Source organism: Mycobacterium sp., assembly GCF_025965855.1.
Taxonomy (GTDB): Bacteria; Actinomycetota; Actinomycetes; order Mycobacteriales; family Mycobacteriaceae; genus Mycobacterium.
This window is the reverse complement of sequence record NZ_JAOPWB010000082.1, coordinates 1-15480: the sequence shown is the minus strand read 5'-3', so window position 1 is coordinate 15480 and position 15480 is coordinate 1. Positions and strand designations below refer to the sequence as shown.

17 protein-coding genes and 1 pseudogene are annotated in these 15480 nt (G+C 67.7%); 11 read left to right on the top strand and 7 right to left on the bottom strand.

All coding sequences use genetic code 11. The features are described from left to right. From JWP83_RS06250 to JWP83_RS06220, 7 genes are all read left to right on the top strand, one after another. Positions 1–527, top strand: a 527-nt coding sequence (locus JWP83_RS06250; protein WP_297727312.1) for a TIGR00730 family Rossman fold protein, incomplete at its 5' end; no start/stop codon positions are given. Between the two features lie 47 nt (positions 528–574). Further along, complete coding sequence (gene fadD6, locus JWP83_RS06245) at positions 575–2359, top strand: long-chain-acyl-CoA synthetase FadD6 (RefSeq protein WP_297727309.1); 1785 nt, start codon at positions 575–577, stop codon at positions 2357–2359. 166 nt (positions 2360–2525) lie between these two features. Further along, positions 2526–3350 (top strand): dihydropteroate synthase, encoded by an 825-nt coding sequence (gene folP / locus JWP83_RS06240; protein WP_297727321.1) that lies wholly within the window; start codon positions 2526–2528, stop codon positions 3348–3350. Next, positions 3347–4339, top strand: coding sequence for a glucosyl-3-phosphoglycerate synthase (locus JWP83_RS06235; RefSeq protein WP_297727305.1), 993 nt, complete (start codon positions 3347–3349; stop codon positions 4337–4339). The genes folP and JWP83_RS06235 overlap by 4 nt, the downstream gene beginning before the upstream one ends. Before the next feature lie 58 nt (positions 4340–4397). After that, a complete protein-coding gene (locus tag JWP83_RS06230) occupies positions 4398–4763 on the top strand; it encodes a DivIVA domain-containing protein (protein WP_297727302.1) in 366 nt (121 codons plus the stop codon). 5 nt (positions 4764–4768) lie between these two features. Next, positions 4769–5350 (top strand): DNA-3-methyladenine glycosylase I, encoded by a 582-nt coding sequence (gene tag, locus JWP83_RS06225; RefSeq protein ID WP_297727318.1) that lies wholly within the window; start codon positions 4769–4771, stop codon positions 5348–5350. A gap of 177 nt (positions 5351–5527) precedes the next feature. After that, positions 5528–5695 (top strand): DUF3117 domain-containing protein, encoded by a 168-nt coding sequence (locus JWP83_RS06220; protein WP_003406247.1) that lies wholly within the window; start codon positions 5528–5530, stop codon positions 5693–5695. 7 nt (positions 5696–5702) lie between these two features. Here JWP83_RS06220 and glgA read toward each other — a convergent pair whose 3' ends face one another. Then, entirely contained in the window at positions 5703–6866 is a 1164-nt protein-coding gene (gene glgA / locus JWP83_RS06215) for a glycogen synthase (RefSeq protein ID WP_297727299.1), read from the bottom strand. Positions 6867–7047: 181 nt separating this feature from the next. On the opposite strand from glgA, the gene glgC reads away from it, so the two are divergent. After that, entirely contained in the window at positions 7048–8262 is a 1215-nt protein-coding gene (glgC, locus tag JWP83_RS06210) for a glucose-1-phosphate adenylyltransferase (RefSeq protein WP_297727296.1), read from the top strand. 32 nt (positions 8263–8294) lie between these two features. On the opposite strand, the pseudogene JWP83_RS06205 reads toward glgC, so the two are convergent. Together JWP83_RS06205 and JWP83_RS06200 are read right to left on the bottom strand one after the other, a co-directional pair. Further along, positions 8295–9140, bottom strand: a pseudogene (locus tag JWP83_RS06205) (CocE/NonD family hydrolase); the annotation flags it as partial. Positions 9141–9264: 124 nt separating this feature from the next. Next, entirely contained in the window at positions 9265–9537 is a 273-nt protein-coding gene (locus tag JWP83_RS06200) for a hypothetical protein (protein WP_297727291.1), read from the bottom strand. Positions 9538–9879: 342 nt separating this feature from the next. On the opposite strand from JWP83_RS06200, the gene JWP83_RS06195 reads away from it, so the two are divergent. Beyond that, positions 9880–10017: a hypothetical protein gene (locus JWP83_RS06195; protein ID WP_297727288.1), complete on the top strand. Its 138-nt coding sequence runs from the start codon at positions 9880–9882 to the stop codon at positions 10015–10017. A gap of 211 nt (positions 10018–10228) precedes the next feature. Here the strand turns inward: JWP83_RS06195 and JWP83_RS06190 are convergent, their stop codons facing one another. Then, a complete protein-coding gene (locus JWP83_RS06190; RefSeq protein WP_297727286.1) occupies positions 10229–10432 on the bottom strand; it encodes a hypothetical protein in 204 nt (67 codons plus the stop codon). On the opposite strand from JWP83_RS06190, the gene JWP83_RS06185 reads away from it, so the two are divergent. Continuing rightward, positions 10423–10590, top strand: a complete 168-nt coding sequence (locus JWP83_RS06185; protein WP_297727283.1) for a hypothetical protein — start codon at positions 10423–10425, stop codon at positions 10588–10590. The genes JWP83_RS06190 and JWP83_RS06185 overlap by 10 nt on opposite strands. Here JWP83_RS06185 and JWP83_RS06180 read toward each other — a convergent pair. Further along, complete coding sequence (locus JWP83_RS06180; protein ID WP_297727280.1) at positions 10587–12026, bottom strand: adenylate/guanylate cyclase domain-containing protein; 1440 nt, start codon at positions 12024–12026, stop codon at positions 10587–10589. The two genes, JWP83_RS06185 and JWP83_RS06180, sit on opposite strands and share 4 nt — an antisense overlap. A gap of 429 nt (positions 12027–12455) precedes the next feature. Next, the gene (locus JWP83_RS06175) at positions 12456–14222 is read right to left on the bottom strand and encodes a serine/threonine-protein kinase PknH/PknJ (RefSeq protein ID WP_297727276.1); all 1767 of its coding nucleotides are present in this window, start codon (positions 14220–14222) and stop codon (positions 12456–12458) included. 386 nt (positions 14223–14608) lie between these two features. Between JWP83_RS06175 and JWP83_RS06170 the strand changes: the two genes are divergently transcribed. Then, the gene (locus JWP83_RS06170; RefSeq protein WP_297727273.1) at positions 14609–14953 is read left to right on the top strand and encodes a hypothetical protein; all 345 of its coding nucleotides are present in this window, start codon (positions 14609–14611) and stop codon (positions 14951–14953) included. A gap of 228 nt (positions 14954–15181) precedes the next feature. Here the strand turns inward: JWP83_RS06170 and JWP83_RS06165 are convergent. After that, positions 15182–15480 (bottom strand): hypothetical protein (locus JWP83_RS06165; protein WP_297727270.1); only part of this gene is annotated, 299 nt, incomplete at its 5' end.

Below are 15480 nucleotides of genomic sequence, written 5' to 3'. Positions count from 1 at the left end.
TGTGCGTTTATTGCGCGTCCGGCCCCGAGCGCCCCGAATTGCTTGAACTCGCTTGGGAACTCGGCGAGGCGATCGCCGAGCGCGGCTGGACGCTGGTGTGGGGCGGCGGCCGGGTGTCGGCGATGGGCGCGGTGGCGAGCGCGGCACGCGCCCGCGGCGGGCGGACCGTCGGCGTCATTCCGCAGAACTTGATGCGCCTCGAGGTCGCCGACAGCCAGGCCGACGAGCTGATCGTCAGCGACACCATGCACGAGCGCAAGCAAATCATGGAAGGCCGCGCGGACGCGTTCATCGTGCTGCCCGGCGGGGTCGGCACCCTGGACGAGCTGTTCGACGCATGGACCACCGGTTATCTCGGGGTGCACGACAAACCCATCGTGATGCTGGACCCCTTCGGGCATTACGAAGGCCTGTGGCTGTGGTTGTGCGGATTGCTCGACGGCGGGTACATCGCGCAAGCGGCGATGGACCGGTTGGTGCTGGTCGATAAGGTGGGTGCCGCAGTGGAGGCGTGCGCACCCGCCTGAGGGCCAGCGGACGGGCGCCGAGGCGAATCACAGGAATAGAGGGAAACGTGTCCGACCACGACGCGGGAGCGCGCACGGCCGTCAGGCTGACCGACATCGCATCTCGGGTGCCGGGAGTGCTGGCCGACCTGCCGGCGATCGTGCGCGGCGCGCTGACCGGGCTGCTGGCCCAGCCGGGCTCGCACAAGTCGATAGGCACGGTGTTCCAGGAGCGGGCGGCCCGCTACGGCGACCGCGTCTTTTTGCGGTTCGGCGATCAGCAGGTGACCTACCGCGACGCCAACGCGGCCGCCAACCGGTACGCCGCGGTGCTGGCCGCACACGGCGTCGGCAGCGGCGACGTCGTCGCGATCATGCTGCGCAACTCGCCCCACGCGGTGCTGGCGATGCTGGCCGCGGTCAAGTGCGGCGCGGTCGCCGGGATGATGAACTACCACCAGCGCGGCGAGGTGCTGGCGCACAGCCTGGGCCTGCTGGACGCCAAAGTGTTGATCGCGGAGACCGATCTGGTCAGCGCCGTGGCCGAGAGCGGCGGCACGGGAGCCACCGAGACGCTGACGGTCGAGGATTTGGAGCGCTTCGCCGTCAGCGCTCCGGCCGCCAACCCGGCGTCGGCGTCGGCCGTGCAGGCCAGGGACACCGCGTTCTACATCTTCACCTCGGGCACGACGGGTTTCCCCAAGGCCAGCGTGATGACGCACCTGCGGTGGCTGAAGGCGCTGGCCGCGTTCGGCGGCATCGGGTTGCGGCTGAAGAGCTCCGACACGCTGTACAGCTGCCTGCCGCTGTACCACAACAACGCGCTGACGGTGGCGTTGGCGTCGGTGATCAACTCCGGGGCGACGCTGGCGTTGGGCAAGTCGTTTTCGGCGTCGAAGTTCTGGGACGAGGTGATCGCCGCCGAGGCCACCGCGTTCATCTACATCGGCGAGATTTGCCGCTACCTGCTCAACCAACCGGCCAAGCCGACCGACCGCGCGCACAAGGTGCGGGTGATCGCCGGCAACGGGCTGCGCCCGGAGATCTGGGACGAGTTCACGAAACGATTCGGGATCGCGCGCGTCTGCGAGTTCTACGCGTCCAGCGAGGGCAACACCGCGTTCATCAACGTCTTCAACGTGCCTAGGACGACCGGCGTCTTCCCGATGCCGCTGGCCTACGTGGAATACGACCCGGACACCGGCGAGCCGCTGCGCGACGAGAGGCGGCGCGTGCGCCGGGTGCCCGCCGGCCAGCCCGGGCTGCTGCTCAGCCCGGTCAACCGGCTGCAGCCGTTCGACGGCTACACCGACAAGGAGTCGAGCGAAAAGAAGTTGGTGCGCAACGCTTTTCGTGAGGGCGACTGCTGGTTCAACTCGGGCGACGTGATGAGCCCGCAGGGCATGGGGCACGCCGCGTTCGTCGACCGGCTCGGCGACACGTTCCGGTGGAAGGGCGAGAACGTCGCCACCACGCAGGTCGAGGCGGCGCTGGCCTCCGACCACTCGGTCGAGGAATGCACGGTGTTCGGTGTCGAGATTCCGCGTACCGGTGGGCGCGCCGGGATGGCCGCGGTCCAGCTGCGCGACGGCGCCGAGTTCGACGGCCAGTCGTTGGCCCGCGCGGTGTACGGCGAGCTGCCCGCCTACGCGCTGCCGTTGTTCGTGCGGGTGGTGAACACGCTGGAGCACACCTCGACCTTCAAGAGCCGCAAGGTGGAGCTGCGCGAGCAGGCCTACGGTTCCGGCGTCGAAGATCCGCTCTATGTGCTGGCCGGCCGCGACGAGGGCTACGTCCCGTTCTACGACGAATATCCGGAAGAGGTTGCGGCGGGCAAGCGCCCGAAGGGCTGAGTGCCGTCGAGTCTGCGGTGGTTGCGCCGAGACTGCGCACAGCGCGTCCTTCCGCGATATCGGATAGCGCTGGGCGCAGTCTCGATGGATTTCGGCGACCAGGCACCATGGTTGCGTGCATTCCACTCTGTGCGGCCGGCCGGTCGCGGGGGATCGCCCGCTGATCATGGCGATCGTCAACCGCACCCCGGATTCGTTCTACGACCGGGGCGCGGCCTTCAGCGACGAGGCCGCGCGGGACGCCGCGCACCGGGCCATCGCCGACGGCGCCGACGTCATCGACGTCGGCGGGGTCAAGGCGGGTCCGGGCCAGAGCGTCGACGAGGACACCGAGATCGCGCGGCTGGTGCCTTTCATCGAATGGCTGCGCGGCGCCTACCCCGACCAGCTGATCAGCGCCGACACCTGGCGCTCCGGGGTGGCCAGAGTGGCGTGCGCCGCCGGCGCGGACTTGATCAACGACACCTGGGGAGGCGTCGACCCCGCCCTGCCCGAGGTGGCCGCCGAGTTCGGGGCGGGCCTGGTCTGTTCTCACACCGGCGGCGCGCTGCCGCGCACCCGTCCGTTCCGGGTGAGCTACGTAACCACCACGCGCGGGGTGGTGGACGACGCGATTCGCCAGGTGACCGCCGCCGCCGAGCGGGCGGTCGCGGCCGGGGTGCCCCGCGACCGGGTGCTGATCGACCCGGCCCACGACTTCGGCAAGAACACCTTCCACGGGCTGCTCTTGTTGCGCCACGTTGGCGATCTTGTTAACACCGGATGGCCCGTCTTGCTCGCGTTGAGCAACAAGGACTTTGTCGGGGAGACTTTGGGTGTGGAACTGACCGAACGGCTCGAGGGGACGCTGGCGGCCACCGCGCTGGCGGCGGCGGCCGGCGTCCGGATGTTTCGGGTTCACCAGGTCGCGGCCACCCGGCGGGCGCTGGAGATGGTCTCCTCGATCCAGGGGATACGCCCGCCGGCGCGCACTGTGAGGGGGCTTGCATGACGGAACTGATCGCCCGCGATTTGGCCCGCGATCGGCTGCTCGCCGCGCGGCCCGGGGACGTCTGGTTGGCCGACCGCAATTGGAGCCGTCGCGGCCGGATGGTCGGCGAACTGGAAGAGGCGAAGGCCGGGCGGACCATCTCCGTGGTGCTGCCGGCCCTCAACGAGGAAGCCACCGTCGAGTCGGTGATCGAAAGCATCTCGCCGCTGGTCCGGGACTCGGGGGGCCTGGTCGACGAGCTGATCGTGCTCGACTCCGGCTCAACGGACGACACCGAGATCCGCGCGATCGCCGCCGGCGCCCGCGTCGTCAGCCGCGAGCAGGCGTTGCCGGGGGTGCCCGTCCGGCCCGGTAAGGGCGAGGCGTTGTGGCGCTCGCTCGCGGCCACCAGCGGCGACATCGTGGTGTTCGTCGACTCCGACCTGATCAACCCACACCCGATGTTCGTGCCGTGGCTGGTGGCCCCGCTGCTCACCTGCGAAGGCGTTCATCTGGTCAAGAGCTTTTATCGGCGGCCGCTGGGCGTCGGCGACGCGGGCGGCCGCGCGGGTGCAACCGGTGGCGGCCGGGTGACCGAGTTGGTGGCGCGGCCGTTGCTGGCGGCGCTGCGCCCGGAGCTGGGCTGCATCCTGCAGCCCCTCGGCGGCGAGTACGCGGCCAGCCGGGAACTGCTGACGTCGCTGCCGTTCGCACCGGGCTACGGCGTGGAGATCGGCCTGCTGGTGGACACCTTCGACCGGCTCGGCCTGGACGCGATCGCCCAGGTCAACCTCGGCGTGCGGGCGCACCGCAACCGGCCGCTGGCCGAGCTCGGCGCGATGAGCCGCCAGGTCATCGCGACCCTGCTGTCGCGGTGCGGGATCCCCGACTCCGGGGCGGGACTGACCCAGTTCTTCCCCGACGGCCCCGACGGTTACGGCTACACCGCGCGTACCTCGCCGGTGTCGCTGTCGGACCGCCCGGCGATGAACGGGCTCAGGCCCCGGTAGGGCCCACGCTCGCCGGGTTGTCGGCGGCTTGTCGGTTTCGTAGGGCAATATCGACGACGTGGCGTTGGTGTTGCTGTACCTGGTGGTGTTGGTGCTGGTGGCGATCGTCCTGTTCGGCGCGGCCAGCCTGCTGTTCGGTCGGGGAGAGCAGTTGCCGCCCCTGCCCCGTGGGACGACGGCGACGGTGCTGCCCGCCTACGGCGTCACCGGCGCCGACGTCGACGGCGTCAAGTTCACCCAGGTGCTGCGGGGATACAAGACGAGCGAGGTGGACTGGGTGCTGGACCGGCTCGCCCGCGAGCTCGAGGCGCTGCGCGGCCAGCTGGCGGCCGTGCACGCCCCGTCGGCCGCCGAGAACGAAACCGAGGGCAGGCGCGGTGCGGTGGAACCTGCGGACGGCGGGGATCGTCAGGACAGAATGTGAGCGACTTGAGCGTTCAAGGGTTGGTTCGGTGCGGCTGGGCGGCCATTCGGCCCGGGCCGGACTTCGAGATGTACCGCGACTACCACGACCGGGAGTGGGGCCGCGCCCTGCACGACGGGGTGGCGTTGTTCGAGCGGATGAGCCTCGAGGCCTTCCAGAGCGGCCTGTCGTGGCTGATCATCCTGCGCAAACGGGAGAACTTCCGGCGTGCCTTCTCCGGGTTCGACATCGAGACGGTCGCCGGCTACACCGACGGCGACGTGCAGCGGCTGATGGCCGACGTGGGAATCGTCCGCAACCGGGCCAAGATCGACGCGACGATCGCCAACGCGCGCGCCGCCGCTGAGCTGGGATCGTCCGAGGACTTGTCCAAGCTGCTGTGGTCGTTCGCGCCGTCACCGCGCCCCCGCCCGGCCGACGGGTCCGAAATCCCGTCGGCCACCGCCGAATCGAAGGCGATGGCCCAGGAGCTGAAACGCCGCGGTTTCCGGTTCGTCGGGCCGACCACCGCCTATGCGCTGATGCAGGCGACCGGCATGGTCGACGACCATATTCGCGGTTGCTGGGTGCCCGCAGAAGCACTTTGAGGGCCCTATGAGGCTTCAGAAGCGGGTCTTTGTGTAACTGCCGACCCGGATAGGGAACAATGGGGGGGTGATTTGGCAGTTCAATGTCGGGTATGGCTGGAAATCCACTGGCGGGGCATGCTCGGCGCCGACCAGGTCCGCGAAGCCGGGCCAGCTCGAATCTGGAGGGAGCACTCGATGGCGGCGATGAAGCCCCGTACCGGAGACGGTCCTTTGGAAGCAACCAAGGAGGGGCGCGGCATCGTTATGCGGGTACCGCTCGAGGGAGGCGGTCGGCTGGTCGTGGAGCTGACGCCCGACGAAGCCGCCGCCCTGGGTGACGAACTCAAGGGCGTCACCAGCTAACGCGGCTTTACTCGCACACCTTCCGGTAGATCTCCAGCGTCTGCTCGGCAACGTGCGCCCACGAGAAGTCCTCGACGCAGCGCTGGCGTCCCGCCTCGCCATAGCGCTTTGCCCTGTCGGGGTCGGCGACTAGTTCATTGACCGCTTCGGCCAGTTCGGCCTGAAAATCGGTCGGGTCGTCGGCGTCATAGCGCACCAGCGACCCCGTGATCCCGTCCGAGACCACCTCGGGTATCCCGCCGACATCGGAGGCCACCACCGCGGTCGCGCAGGCCATCGCCTCGAGATTTACGATGCCCAACGGCTCGTACACCGACGGGCACACGAAAACTGTTGCTGCCGAGAGTATTTCGCGTAACTCCCCGATCGGTAGCATTTCGCGGATCCAGAACACCCCGTCGCGCTTGCGGGCCAGCTTGGCGACGGCGGCCCGAACCTCCTCGGCCAGCTCGGGGGTATCGGGGGCACCCGCGCACAGCACCAACTGCACCTCCGGGCTGAACCGGTGCGCGGCCGCCACCAGGAGGGCGACGCCCTTCTGCCGGGTGATCCGTCCGACGAACGCCACCGTGGGCCTCGTCGGGTCGACCCCGAGTTCGGCCAGCACGGAACCGGTTTCCATCGGACCGGCGGGATACCAGACGTTGGTGTCGACCCCGTTGCGGATGACGTGGACCAGGCTCGGATCCAGCGTGGAGTAGACGCGCAGTATGTCCTCGCGCATCGCCGAGCTGACGGCGATGATGGCGTCGGCGCCCAGCACCGCTGTCCGCTCGACCCACGTCGACACCCGGTAGCCGCTGCCGAGCTGTTCGGCCTTCCATGGCCGCAGCGGCTCAAGCGAATGCGCGGTCAGGACGTGGGGAATGTCGTAGAGCAACGCGGTCAGATGCCCTGCCAGGCCGGTGTACCAGGTGTGCGAGTGCACGACGGTGGCCGCCGACGCCGCGTTGGCCATCATCAGGTCCGCGGACAACGTGGACAGCGCCGGATTGGCGCCGTGGATGCGCGGGTCGGGCTGCTGCGCGAAGGCATCCGGACGGGGTGCGCCCATGCAGTGCACGTCGACCGCGCACAGCCGGCGCAGCTGGGCGACGAGTTCGGTGACGTGTACCCCGGCTCCGCCGTAGACCTCTGGTGGGTACTCCCGAGTCATCATCGCAACCCGCATACTCCGCACCGTAGTTCGATGGCGGTGCCGCCCGCGAGTCGGGGCTGAGCAATAATGGGTGGCATCGGGTCGAAAAAGCTAGGCCAACACTAAGCCAAATACCTTGACCGACAGCCCGTCAGCACAGCGGCCAGCTGGGTTCCCCCTGGCAGCGGTTGACGGCGGCCGATAGTTTGGAGCCATGAGGGAAGCGCCACACGTGCTGGGCATTGTCCTGGCCGGCGGTGAGGGCAAGCGGTTGTACCCTCTGACCGCCGACCGGGCCAAACCCGCGGTTCCCTTTGGTGGCGCCTACCGGTTGATCGATTTCGTGCTCTCCAACCTCGTCAATGCCCGCTACTTGAGGATCTGCGTTCTCACGCAATACAAGTCACATTCACTTGACCGCCACATTTCGCAGAACTGGCGGCTGTCCGGTCTGGCCGGCGAGTACATCACCCCGGTTCCGGCGCAGCAGCGCCTCGGCCCGCGGTGGTACACCGGCTCCGCCGACGCGATCTATCAGTCCCTCAACCTGGTCTACGACGAAGATCCGGACTACATAGTGGTTTTCGGTGCCGACCACGTGTACCGGATGGACCCGGAGCAGATGGTCCAGTTCCACATCGACAGCGGGGCCGGCGCGACCGTGGCCGGAATCCGGGTGCCGCGCGGCGAGGCCAGCGCATTCGGCTGTATCGACGCCTACGAGTCCGGCCGGATCCGCAATTTCGTGGAGAAGCCACGGGAGCCGCCGGGCACTCCCGATGATCCGGCGACAACCTTCGTCTCGATGGGCAATTACATCTTCACCACCAAGGTGCTGATCGACGCGATCCGCGCCGACGCCGACGACGACAACTCCGATCACGACATGGGTGGCGACATCATCCCGCGGTTGGTGGACGACGGGATGGCCGCGGTTTACGACTTCTCCCATAACGAGGTGCCCGGCGCCACCGACCGCGACCGCGGGTACTGGCGTGACGTCGGGACGCTGGACGCGTTCTACGACGCGCACATGGACCTGGTCTCGGTGCATCCGGTGTTCAACCTGTACAACAAGCGCTGGCCGATTCGTGGCGAGTCGGAGAACCTGGCGCCGGCCAAGTTCGTCAACGGCGGTTCGGCGCAGGAGTCGGTGGTGGGCGCCGGCAGCATCATCTCGGCGGCGTCCGTGCGCAATTCGGTGCTGTCGTCGAACGTCGTGGTCGACGACGGCGCGATCGTGGAGGGCAGCGTGATCATGCCGGGCGCCCGGGTCGGCCGGGGCGCGGTTGTGCGTCACGCGATCCTGGACAAGAACGTCGTCGTCGGCCCCGGCGAGATGGTCGGGGTCGATCTGGAGAAGGACCGCGAGCGCTTCGCGATCAGCGCCGGCGGCGTGGTCGCGGTCGGCAAGGGCGTCTGGATCTAGCGGTAGCACCGCGAGCAGCTGCTCGGCACCCGCTAGGGAATCTCTGGGATCAGCAGATGCGCGTCGTGGCGCGGGCCCCAGTGCAGGGTGACGCGACCTCGCGGGGAGTTGGCGTACGCCGCGGGCATCTGACCGATCAGCGGATTGGTCGGACACAGCCAGCGCCCGGCAACCACCAGACGCAGCCGCTCGCCCCCGCGGAACAGCGTCGACGACGGGCCCAGCGCGACGTCGACGGCGACCACCTCGCCGGCGGGGACCGGCTGCGGCTCGGCGCATGCCGGGACGGGTTCCCACGGCTGGGAAAGCGCGGGGTCGAGCGCCCGCAGCGAGACCCGCTGCCACCCCGTGGTCACGCGGTCGCGGCCGTAGCCGTACGACCCCTCGAATCCGACGAACCGGCCGTCGCGCCACTTCTCCACGCCGACGAACAGGTTGGCGTCGTCGCAGCCGTCCAGCTGGACCCACAACCGGGCAGCCATCGGGCCGGTCAGCTCGATGTCCGCGGGCACCGTCCAGCTGAACGCCGCTGCGTTGGAAGCGGTTTCGAACGCGATGCTGTCGGGCCCCGTCGGCGGCTCGGGCGCCAGATCGCCGGCGCCCGCGAGATAGATTGGCCGCCAGCGGGTCCGGGCGAGCGGCCATTCGGCTTCTTCGCGCACCGCGGTGACGGTGTCGCGGTCCTCGCGCACTTCGAGGCGCACGCCACGGGCACCCGGCCCGCCGCCCAGCACGTCGCGGAAGAAGTTGAGTTGTTCGGCCAGCGCGGTTTCGGAGTAGAAGGTCGCCCATTTTCCGCCGCGATGGGTGTAGAGGCGGGCGTGGGTAGAGCCGCCGCGCGTGAATGCCCGCATCGAACCGCGGCTGTGCAGGTTGTGTCCGAGAAGCTCACAGTTGAACGGCATACACCGGGGTATATCTCCAGGTCGTTTACCAGCGGTTACCGGCAAAAATCCTTGCCTAGCGCCAACCCTGGCAAATGATTTTTAGGAGAACACCATGTCACGTCAGATATATGCGCACCGCGCTGATCATACGCATCGCCCTAGCCGAGACCCAGGACACCGGCCAGCGCGCCGTGATCGCGGACCTGGCACGCCAGCTCGCCGGACCGCACACGGCGTCGAATTTCCGATCCACCCGCAAGACAATGACCGCCACGACCACGACGATCACCACCACCGCAACGGCCACCAAGATCCACACCCACCGCCGCGGGAATCGGGAAACCTCAGGTCTTTCCACGGGCTCCCATCCCACTCCGCCTGCAGTCATTAGCTCCTACGCTTACCCGCTGTGCCGCATGTGCGCCACAGCCCCCCGATCGCATCGGCTACAGTCCCGACCCGTAGTTGACGGGGACGTTAACAGGTGATCACCAGGCGGTTCGGGGAAATGATCCGAGACGTGGGCTGGAAGGCGATGGATGTGTAGGGGGGCACTGATCGCAGCTCTAGACCGGGTGAGTGCCGAACTGGCTTCTGCGGGAAGGGTCAACTAGAAAGCCTTTCAAGCGCTTCGTTGCAGCACCTTCGCAAAAATGAAGTAGCCGCCTGCACTAAGACGCCCGCCCCTGCCGCACTGACACTGCGGCCAAGGGAAACGCAGGAGGTTGTCATGGTAGGACTGCCGAAACCCGGCGACATCCAAAAGATGCTCGACGGATTCCACAAGGAATTGCGCGCCATCCGCACACTGCTTGAGCAGCTGCTCGAACTGGAGCGCGAACGGATCGAGCGTGACCAGGCGGCGTGACATGGGCTTCGTGCTCACTGTTTGAAGCGCGGCTCCGCCAGGAGTTGCGGCAACTATGCTGAACGAGTTACGGCAGCTGGCCTACATCCTGCCCAGCGGGGTCGGCGAGAATGATCTGCTTCGATTGTCGGAGCGGATGCGCGCCGCTGCCGACTAAAACCTCGCCACATCTACGACCCCGATGACCAGCCGTGACGCCTAGACGCCCATTTCATCTGTCTTGCTCGGGAGCGGGGTGGGCCGCTGCCGTCGCAGGGACGCCCAAGCGCCTGATCACCGGCTCCAGCAGCTCCTTGGTGCAGCGCCTCGAGGACGTCAACAAGTCGATCTTCGCGCGCAGCGCCGGGTCCGTGATGCGCTCCGCTACCCGGGCAAAGTACAACTCGCCCAAGACTTCGCCCTGGTATGACTCCACCCACAGGCGGACCGCCTCGTCACCTGCCCCAGATACTCGGCCTGGCGCTCGGCCTCGAGCCGAAGGAGCTCGGGATGACGAAGCACGTGGTGGGCACCGGCGACGTGATCCGCAAGGTCGCCGAGCTCGCGGCCGCTTGGGGCGGCGCTAGCGCCTAGCGCCGGCGCCGCGTCGCGCTCAGCACCGCACGCGATACGGCCGGCGCACGGCGCGCGAGCGCTGCGAACAGCGGCTCGCGCTGCTGCAAGACCCCGGCGGTCGCCTGGCCCGCAGCCGCGTGGTCGGCCACGGCGAACACGCGCCATCGCCCCGGCACGCCTTTCAGCTCGTGCTCGCCGTGGTCGGCGAACTCGATGACCGACCCGACGACCAGGTCCCTGACCGTGCCCGAGACGAGCACCTCGCCGGGAGCTGCGAGCGCGCCGATGCGCGCACCGATGTGGACGGCCATCCCCGCGACGTCGGTGCCGCGCAGCTCGCATTCGCCGGTGTGGATGCCGGCCCGCGTGTCGAGCCCGAGTGAGCGCACCTCTTCGATGATGGCGCGTGCGCAGCGGATCGCCGCGGCCGGACCGCCGAAGGTGGCGAGGAAGCCGTCACCGGTCGTCTTCACCTCGCGGCCGTCGTGGCGGCGCAACTCGTCGCGGACGAGCGCGTCGTGCCGGTCGAGCAGATCGCGCCATGGCCCGTCACCCAGCTCGGCAGCCCGGCGCGTGGAGTCGACGATGTCGGTGAAGAGCACGGTGGCCAGCGCCCGCTCGGGCCGCACGGCGTGGCGAGCACCGGTGAGGAACTCCTCGATCTCGCCCGCGATCGGCTCGAAGTCGATCCACGGCAGATGGTCGCTGCCCTCGAGCTCGACGTAGCGTGCGCCTGGGACCTGCTGCGCGATGTAGCGCCCGCCCTCGACGTCGAGGAAGTCGCCCGTGCGGTGCAGCACGAGCGTCGGCACGCGAACGAGTGGCAGGATCGGCTCGAGGTCGATGTCCATCCAGGCGCGGATGATCGCCCGCGCCATCGCCGGGCTCGCGGCGGCACGCTCGAACGCCCCCCACGCGAGCCGCTGAACGGCGTTCGGCTGGATGCTCGGCGCAAAGGCCTCGAGGCTGCGGCCCTCTCCCCAGGACTCGAGCGCCGCGTTCATCTTGTCGTAGGCATCCTGCGACAGCCCCCACGGGTGCTGGGCGTCCTTGCGCCCGCGCGCGATCGTGCCGTACTCGATCAGTGCCCGCGTCCGCTCCGGGTAGGTCGCGGCGAACAGCGCGCTCGCGGGCCCGCCCTCGGAGGTGCCGAAGAGGGCCGGCCGCTCCGACCCGACGGCGTCGAGCACCGCGCGCATGTCCTCCATCCGCTCCTCGAGCGACGGGACGCCCGTTACGGGGTCCGAGAGGCCGGTGCCGCGCTTGTCGAACACGATCAGCCGCGCGAACGACGCCAGCCGGCGCTCGAACGCCCGGATCGCGGGGTCGGCCTGGTAGAGCTCGACGTGCGAGGCGAAGCCCGGCACCCAGAGCAGGTCCAGCTCGCCTTGGCCGATCACCTGGTAGGCAATGCTGACCTCGCCGTTGCGCGCATAGCACGTCGCCACTGCCACGGTCAGGATACTAGCGTTTCACGCCAGCCCGCAGAGTCGATTCGCCAGGCCGCCCTGCGAAAGAGAGCACGTCAAAAACGGTGAAGTGCTGCCAGCGGCGCGCAATCATATGCTCCGCGCATGCGGGACATCGAGACCCATCGAATTCCGAGCTGCGATTGTCGCGGCGCTCCGCCGCGCGGCTCGGGAGCGGGGTGGGCGCCGTTGCCGTCGATAGACGTGGCGGATCCGCTGCTGGATGAAGGCCGATTGAACGAGCTGCGATCCGTGACGGGGGCTATGACCCCGATGACCCCGCTGTGCTGGCCGCGCTAGGCCGGGTGCGCGCCGAGCTGGGGCACTGGTTCAATCCCAGTGTCGCGCACCAGTATTACAGCAAGTCAGAGATTCGAGGAGGCCCGGTCAGCCGGCGCTCAACCGGCGGCCCATTTAAGTAGGCACTTTGGCGGCGATCTGACGCGCAATGACGACCGCGGAGTCGGATTGGCTGTAACTGCATACGATGACGTCGATGACGACGTTGTTGGCCGCGGCCAGCGCGTGTTCACAGTTCCAGCCTTTGGAATTCAACTGAGGGGCTCCCCTGGCACTCAGAGTGCCGTCCGTGTTGGAGACCGGCCCCTCGGTCCACGGTTCGCGTTTGCCGTTCGGAGCAAGGGTGTATTGCGTGCAGGCCGGCCACTGTTGGGCCGAAGCGGTGAAGAACGCGGCCGCATCATGCACAGAGGAAAACAACACCACAGCCTGATCGACAGTATGAGAGAAATTCTTGGTCGGCTCTTCGAGTACCTGTTCGCGCACGGCCCTCCACCCGCTGCCGGCGTAGACCGGTGCCTCCGCAACGGACTCGACCGCATGGCAAGCCTCGGGCGACACATGGGCGGTGTCGTTGGACATCACGGTTGCCGTTTCGTTAAGCGGTATCCCGCTGGTGCCCATGGCGTTGTTGATTTGCTCGGGGCTGAGCAGCAGCCCGTCCAGTGCGGCCTCCGCGACAAGAGGGACCGGCGGAGTGGTGGTGGGGGGTTGAGTGGTGGTGGGGGGCTGCGCCGTTTGGGTTGGAGATGCGGGCGAGTGTGGTCGTAGCAGGTAGCCGGTAATGCCGGTGCCGGCGGCCAGGATCACGACGGTCCCGGCGATCAGCGCCACCTTCACCTCCCGGCGTTGGCGCTGCCACCACGGCCGCGATGTCGTTAGGCCCGTCACAGAGGGCGGGTGGTCAGCAGGTTGGGTTTCCAGCAGGTGATACGGCGAACCGGCACCATCGTCGGGTGGGCTTTGTTGGGTCGCGGGTTGGGTCGGTTCGGCTGCCTGTTGCCGCGCCGCGGGTGCCGACGCGGGTCGGGTCTGGTCGGCAAGCAGGGTGGGTTCGCTGGGTGCCAGCGGCGTGGTGATGGCGTCGTGGGCGGCGTTGGCTAATTCGACGGTGGTGGCATAACGCTGTCCGGGGTCTTTGGCCATGCCGGTGGCGATCACCGGATCGAGTGCGACAGGCATGTTGGGATCGGTGCTCGACGGGCGCGGCGGCGGCTCCGTCAAGTGCGCGGTGATTTGCTGTTCGAAGTTGTCTCCGGGATAAGGGGTGCTGCCGGTCAGACACTCATAGAGCACGCACGCCAACGCGTAGATGTCGGAGCGGGCGTCGATCTGGCCGGCTCGAAGGCGCTCCGGGGACATGTAGGGCCAGCTGCCGATGATGCTGCCGGTGCCGGTCAATCGGGTCTCGTCGGCGGCGCGGGCGATGCCGAAATCGATCAGATACGCGAAATCATCCTCATCGAGCAAAATGTTGGACGGTTTCACGTCCCGGTGCACCAGACCAATCTTGTGCGCGGCCTGCAGCGCCTTGGCCACCTGCTCGATGATCCGCACCGCCCGGCCCAGCTCCAGCGGCCCGTCGGCCAGTACCTCTTCTAGGTCGCGGCCCTCGACCAGTCGCATATTCACAAATAGCCGGCCGTCGATCTCGCCGTAGTCGTGGATCGGGATGACGTGTGGACTGTTCAGCCGTGCGGCCGCTTCTGCTTCCCGGCGGAAGCGTTTCACGAACGTGTCGTCTTGGGCCAGGTGTGGCGGCAGCAACTTGATTGCCACGGTCCGGTTGGTCGACGTGTCGTGCGCGCGCCACACCTCGCCCATGCCGCCGCGGCCCAACAACTCGACAAGGCGATAACGCCCGAACGGCGTGCCCTCCACCAGCTCACCATACGCAGCCAGCCGCGGGGCTGAACCAGTGAATGAGGGCGCCGGGGTGAAGTGCCGTCGCCGCAGCACCGACCTACGCTCCGCGGATGCGCGACCTCGAAGACTATCGACGCCGAGCTGCCGATTGGTAGCGGCGCTCCGCCGCGCGACTCGGGAGCGGGGTGGTCCGCTGCCGTCGATAGACGTGGCGGATGCGCTGCTAGATGAACGCCACGAGCTTGACCGGGGGGCGCCGAGGTGGCCGAGTTGGGGGCACGAAGTCGATACAGTGATTGAATACGGCACCGTCGGCACAAACACAACAGTCGAGTTAGAAGTCGACTCTCGTCGATGACACGCTTCACCAGGCCCATGGTCACCGGCTCACCGGGTTCCTCGTGGTGGATCTCCTGCGGGTCCTAGGTAACGTTCATGCGGTACCAGCCGACTTAACCTCCATGATGATGAGGAGGCTTATTCGGCTCATTGTCTTGAGCTTTTCCTTTGCGTTCATCGTCACCGCCGCAGCGGGACCGGTGGTGGCCGTCGTAGCCTGCGCCGGGATGTTGATTTGCGCGCTGGCGAAGGCACGCGGAGACGCGGCGCGCCGCGCCGAGGCAGCAGAAGCCGAGGCAGTAGCGGCACCGGCAGAAGCCAAGGCGGCAGCAGAAGCAGTAATTGCAGAAGCCGAGGCAGTGATAGCAGCGGCCCGATTACGCCTGTTCGGAGAAGCCGCTTCGTGACCCTGGTCACTTGTGTGCCATCACCTCCCCTCTCGAAACTTGAACCGGCACACCAGATCCGGGAAAGGAAATCGTCGGGGCTGGCTTTGACCGGAAAGCCCCGGTGAAGGTGCCGGATCTGGTGATCGGCCAGCGCCGTGGGCCGGAGGAAACCCGTTCGGCCTGGGCACGTTCTGTTTGGCCCCCAGATCGCTTCTGCGGGCCGTTTGTTGGTGGGCAAAGGGATTCTCATTGATGCCCCGGATGCCAATCAATCGCGTTGCCGTAGGGGTCGCGAAGGAACTCAACAGGCAGGCTTCGCGCCTCAACCGATGACTCGCGCATAGCCAGCTCGCGCATACGCAATCTGATTCGCGCCTCCTCGACGGTGAGCCGGTGGTCCTCGCGTTCCATCTTGCGCCGCCTCGACTCAAGCTCTGCTGACATGGCACTGAGTTCCTTGGACAGCTTGGGCTTTGGCATGCTGCGCTGAGCGACCGCGCCACCCATGTCAATAACCACCGGATGCCTGTCAGAGAACAGTGACG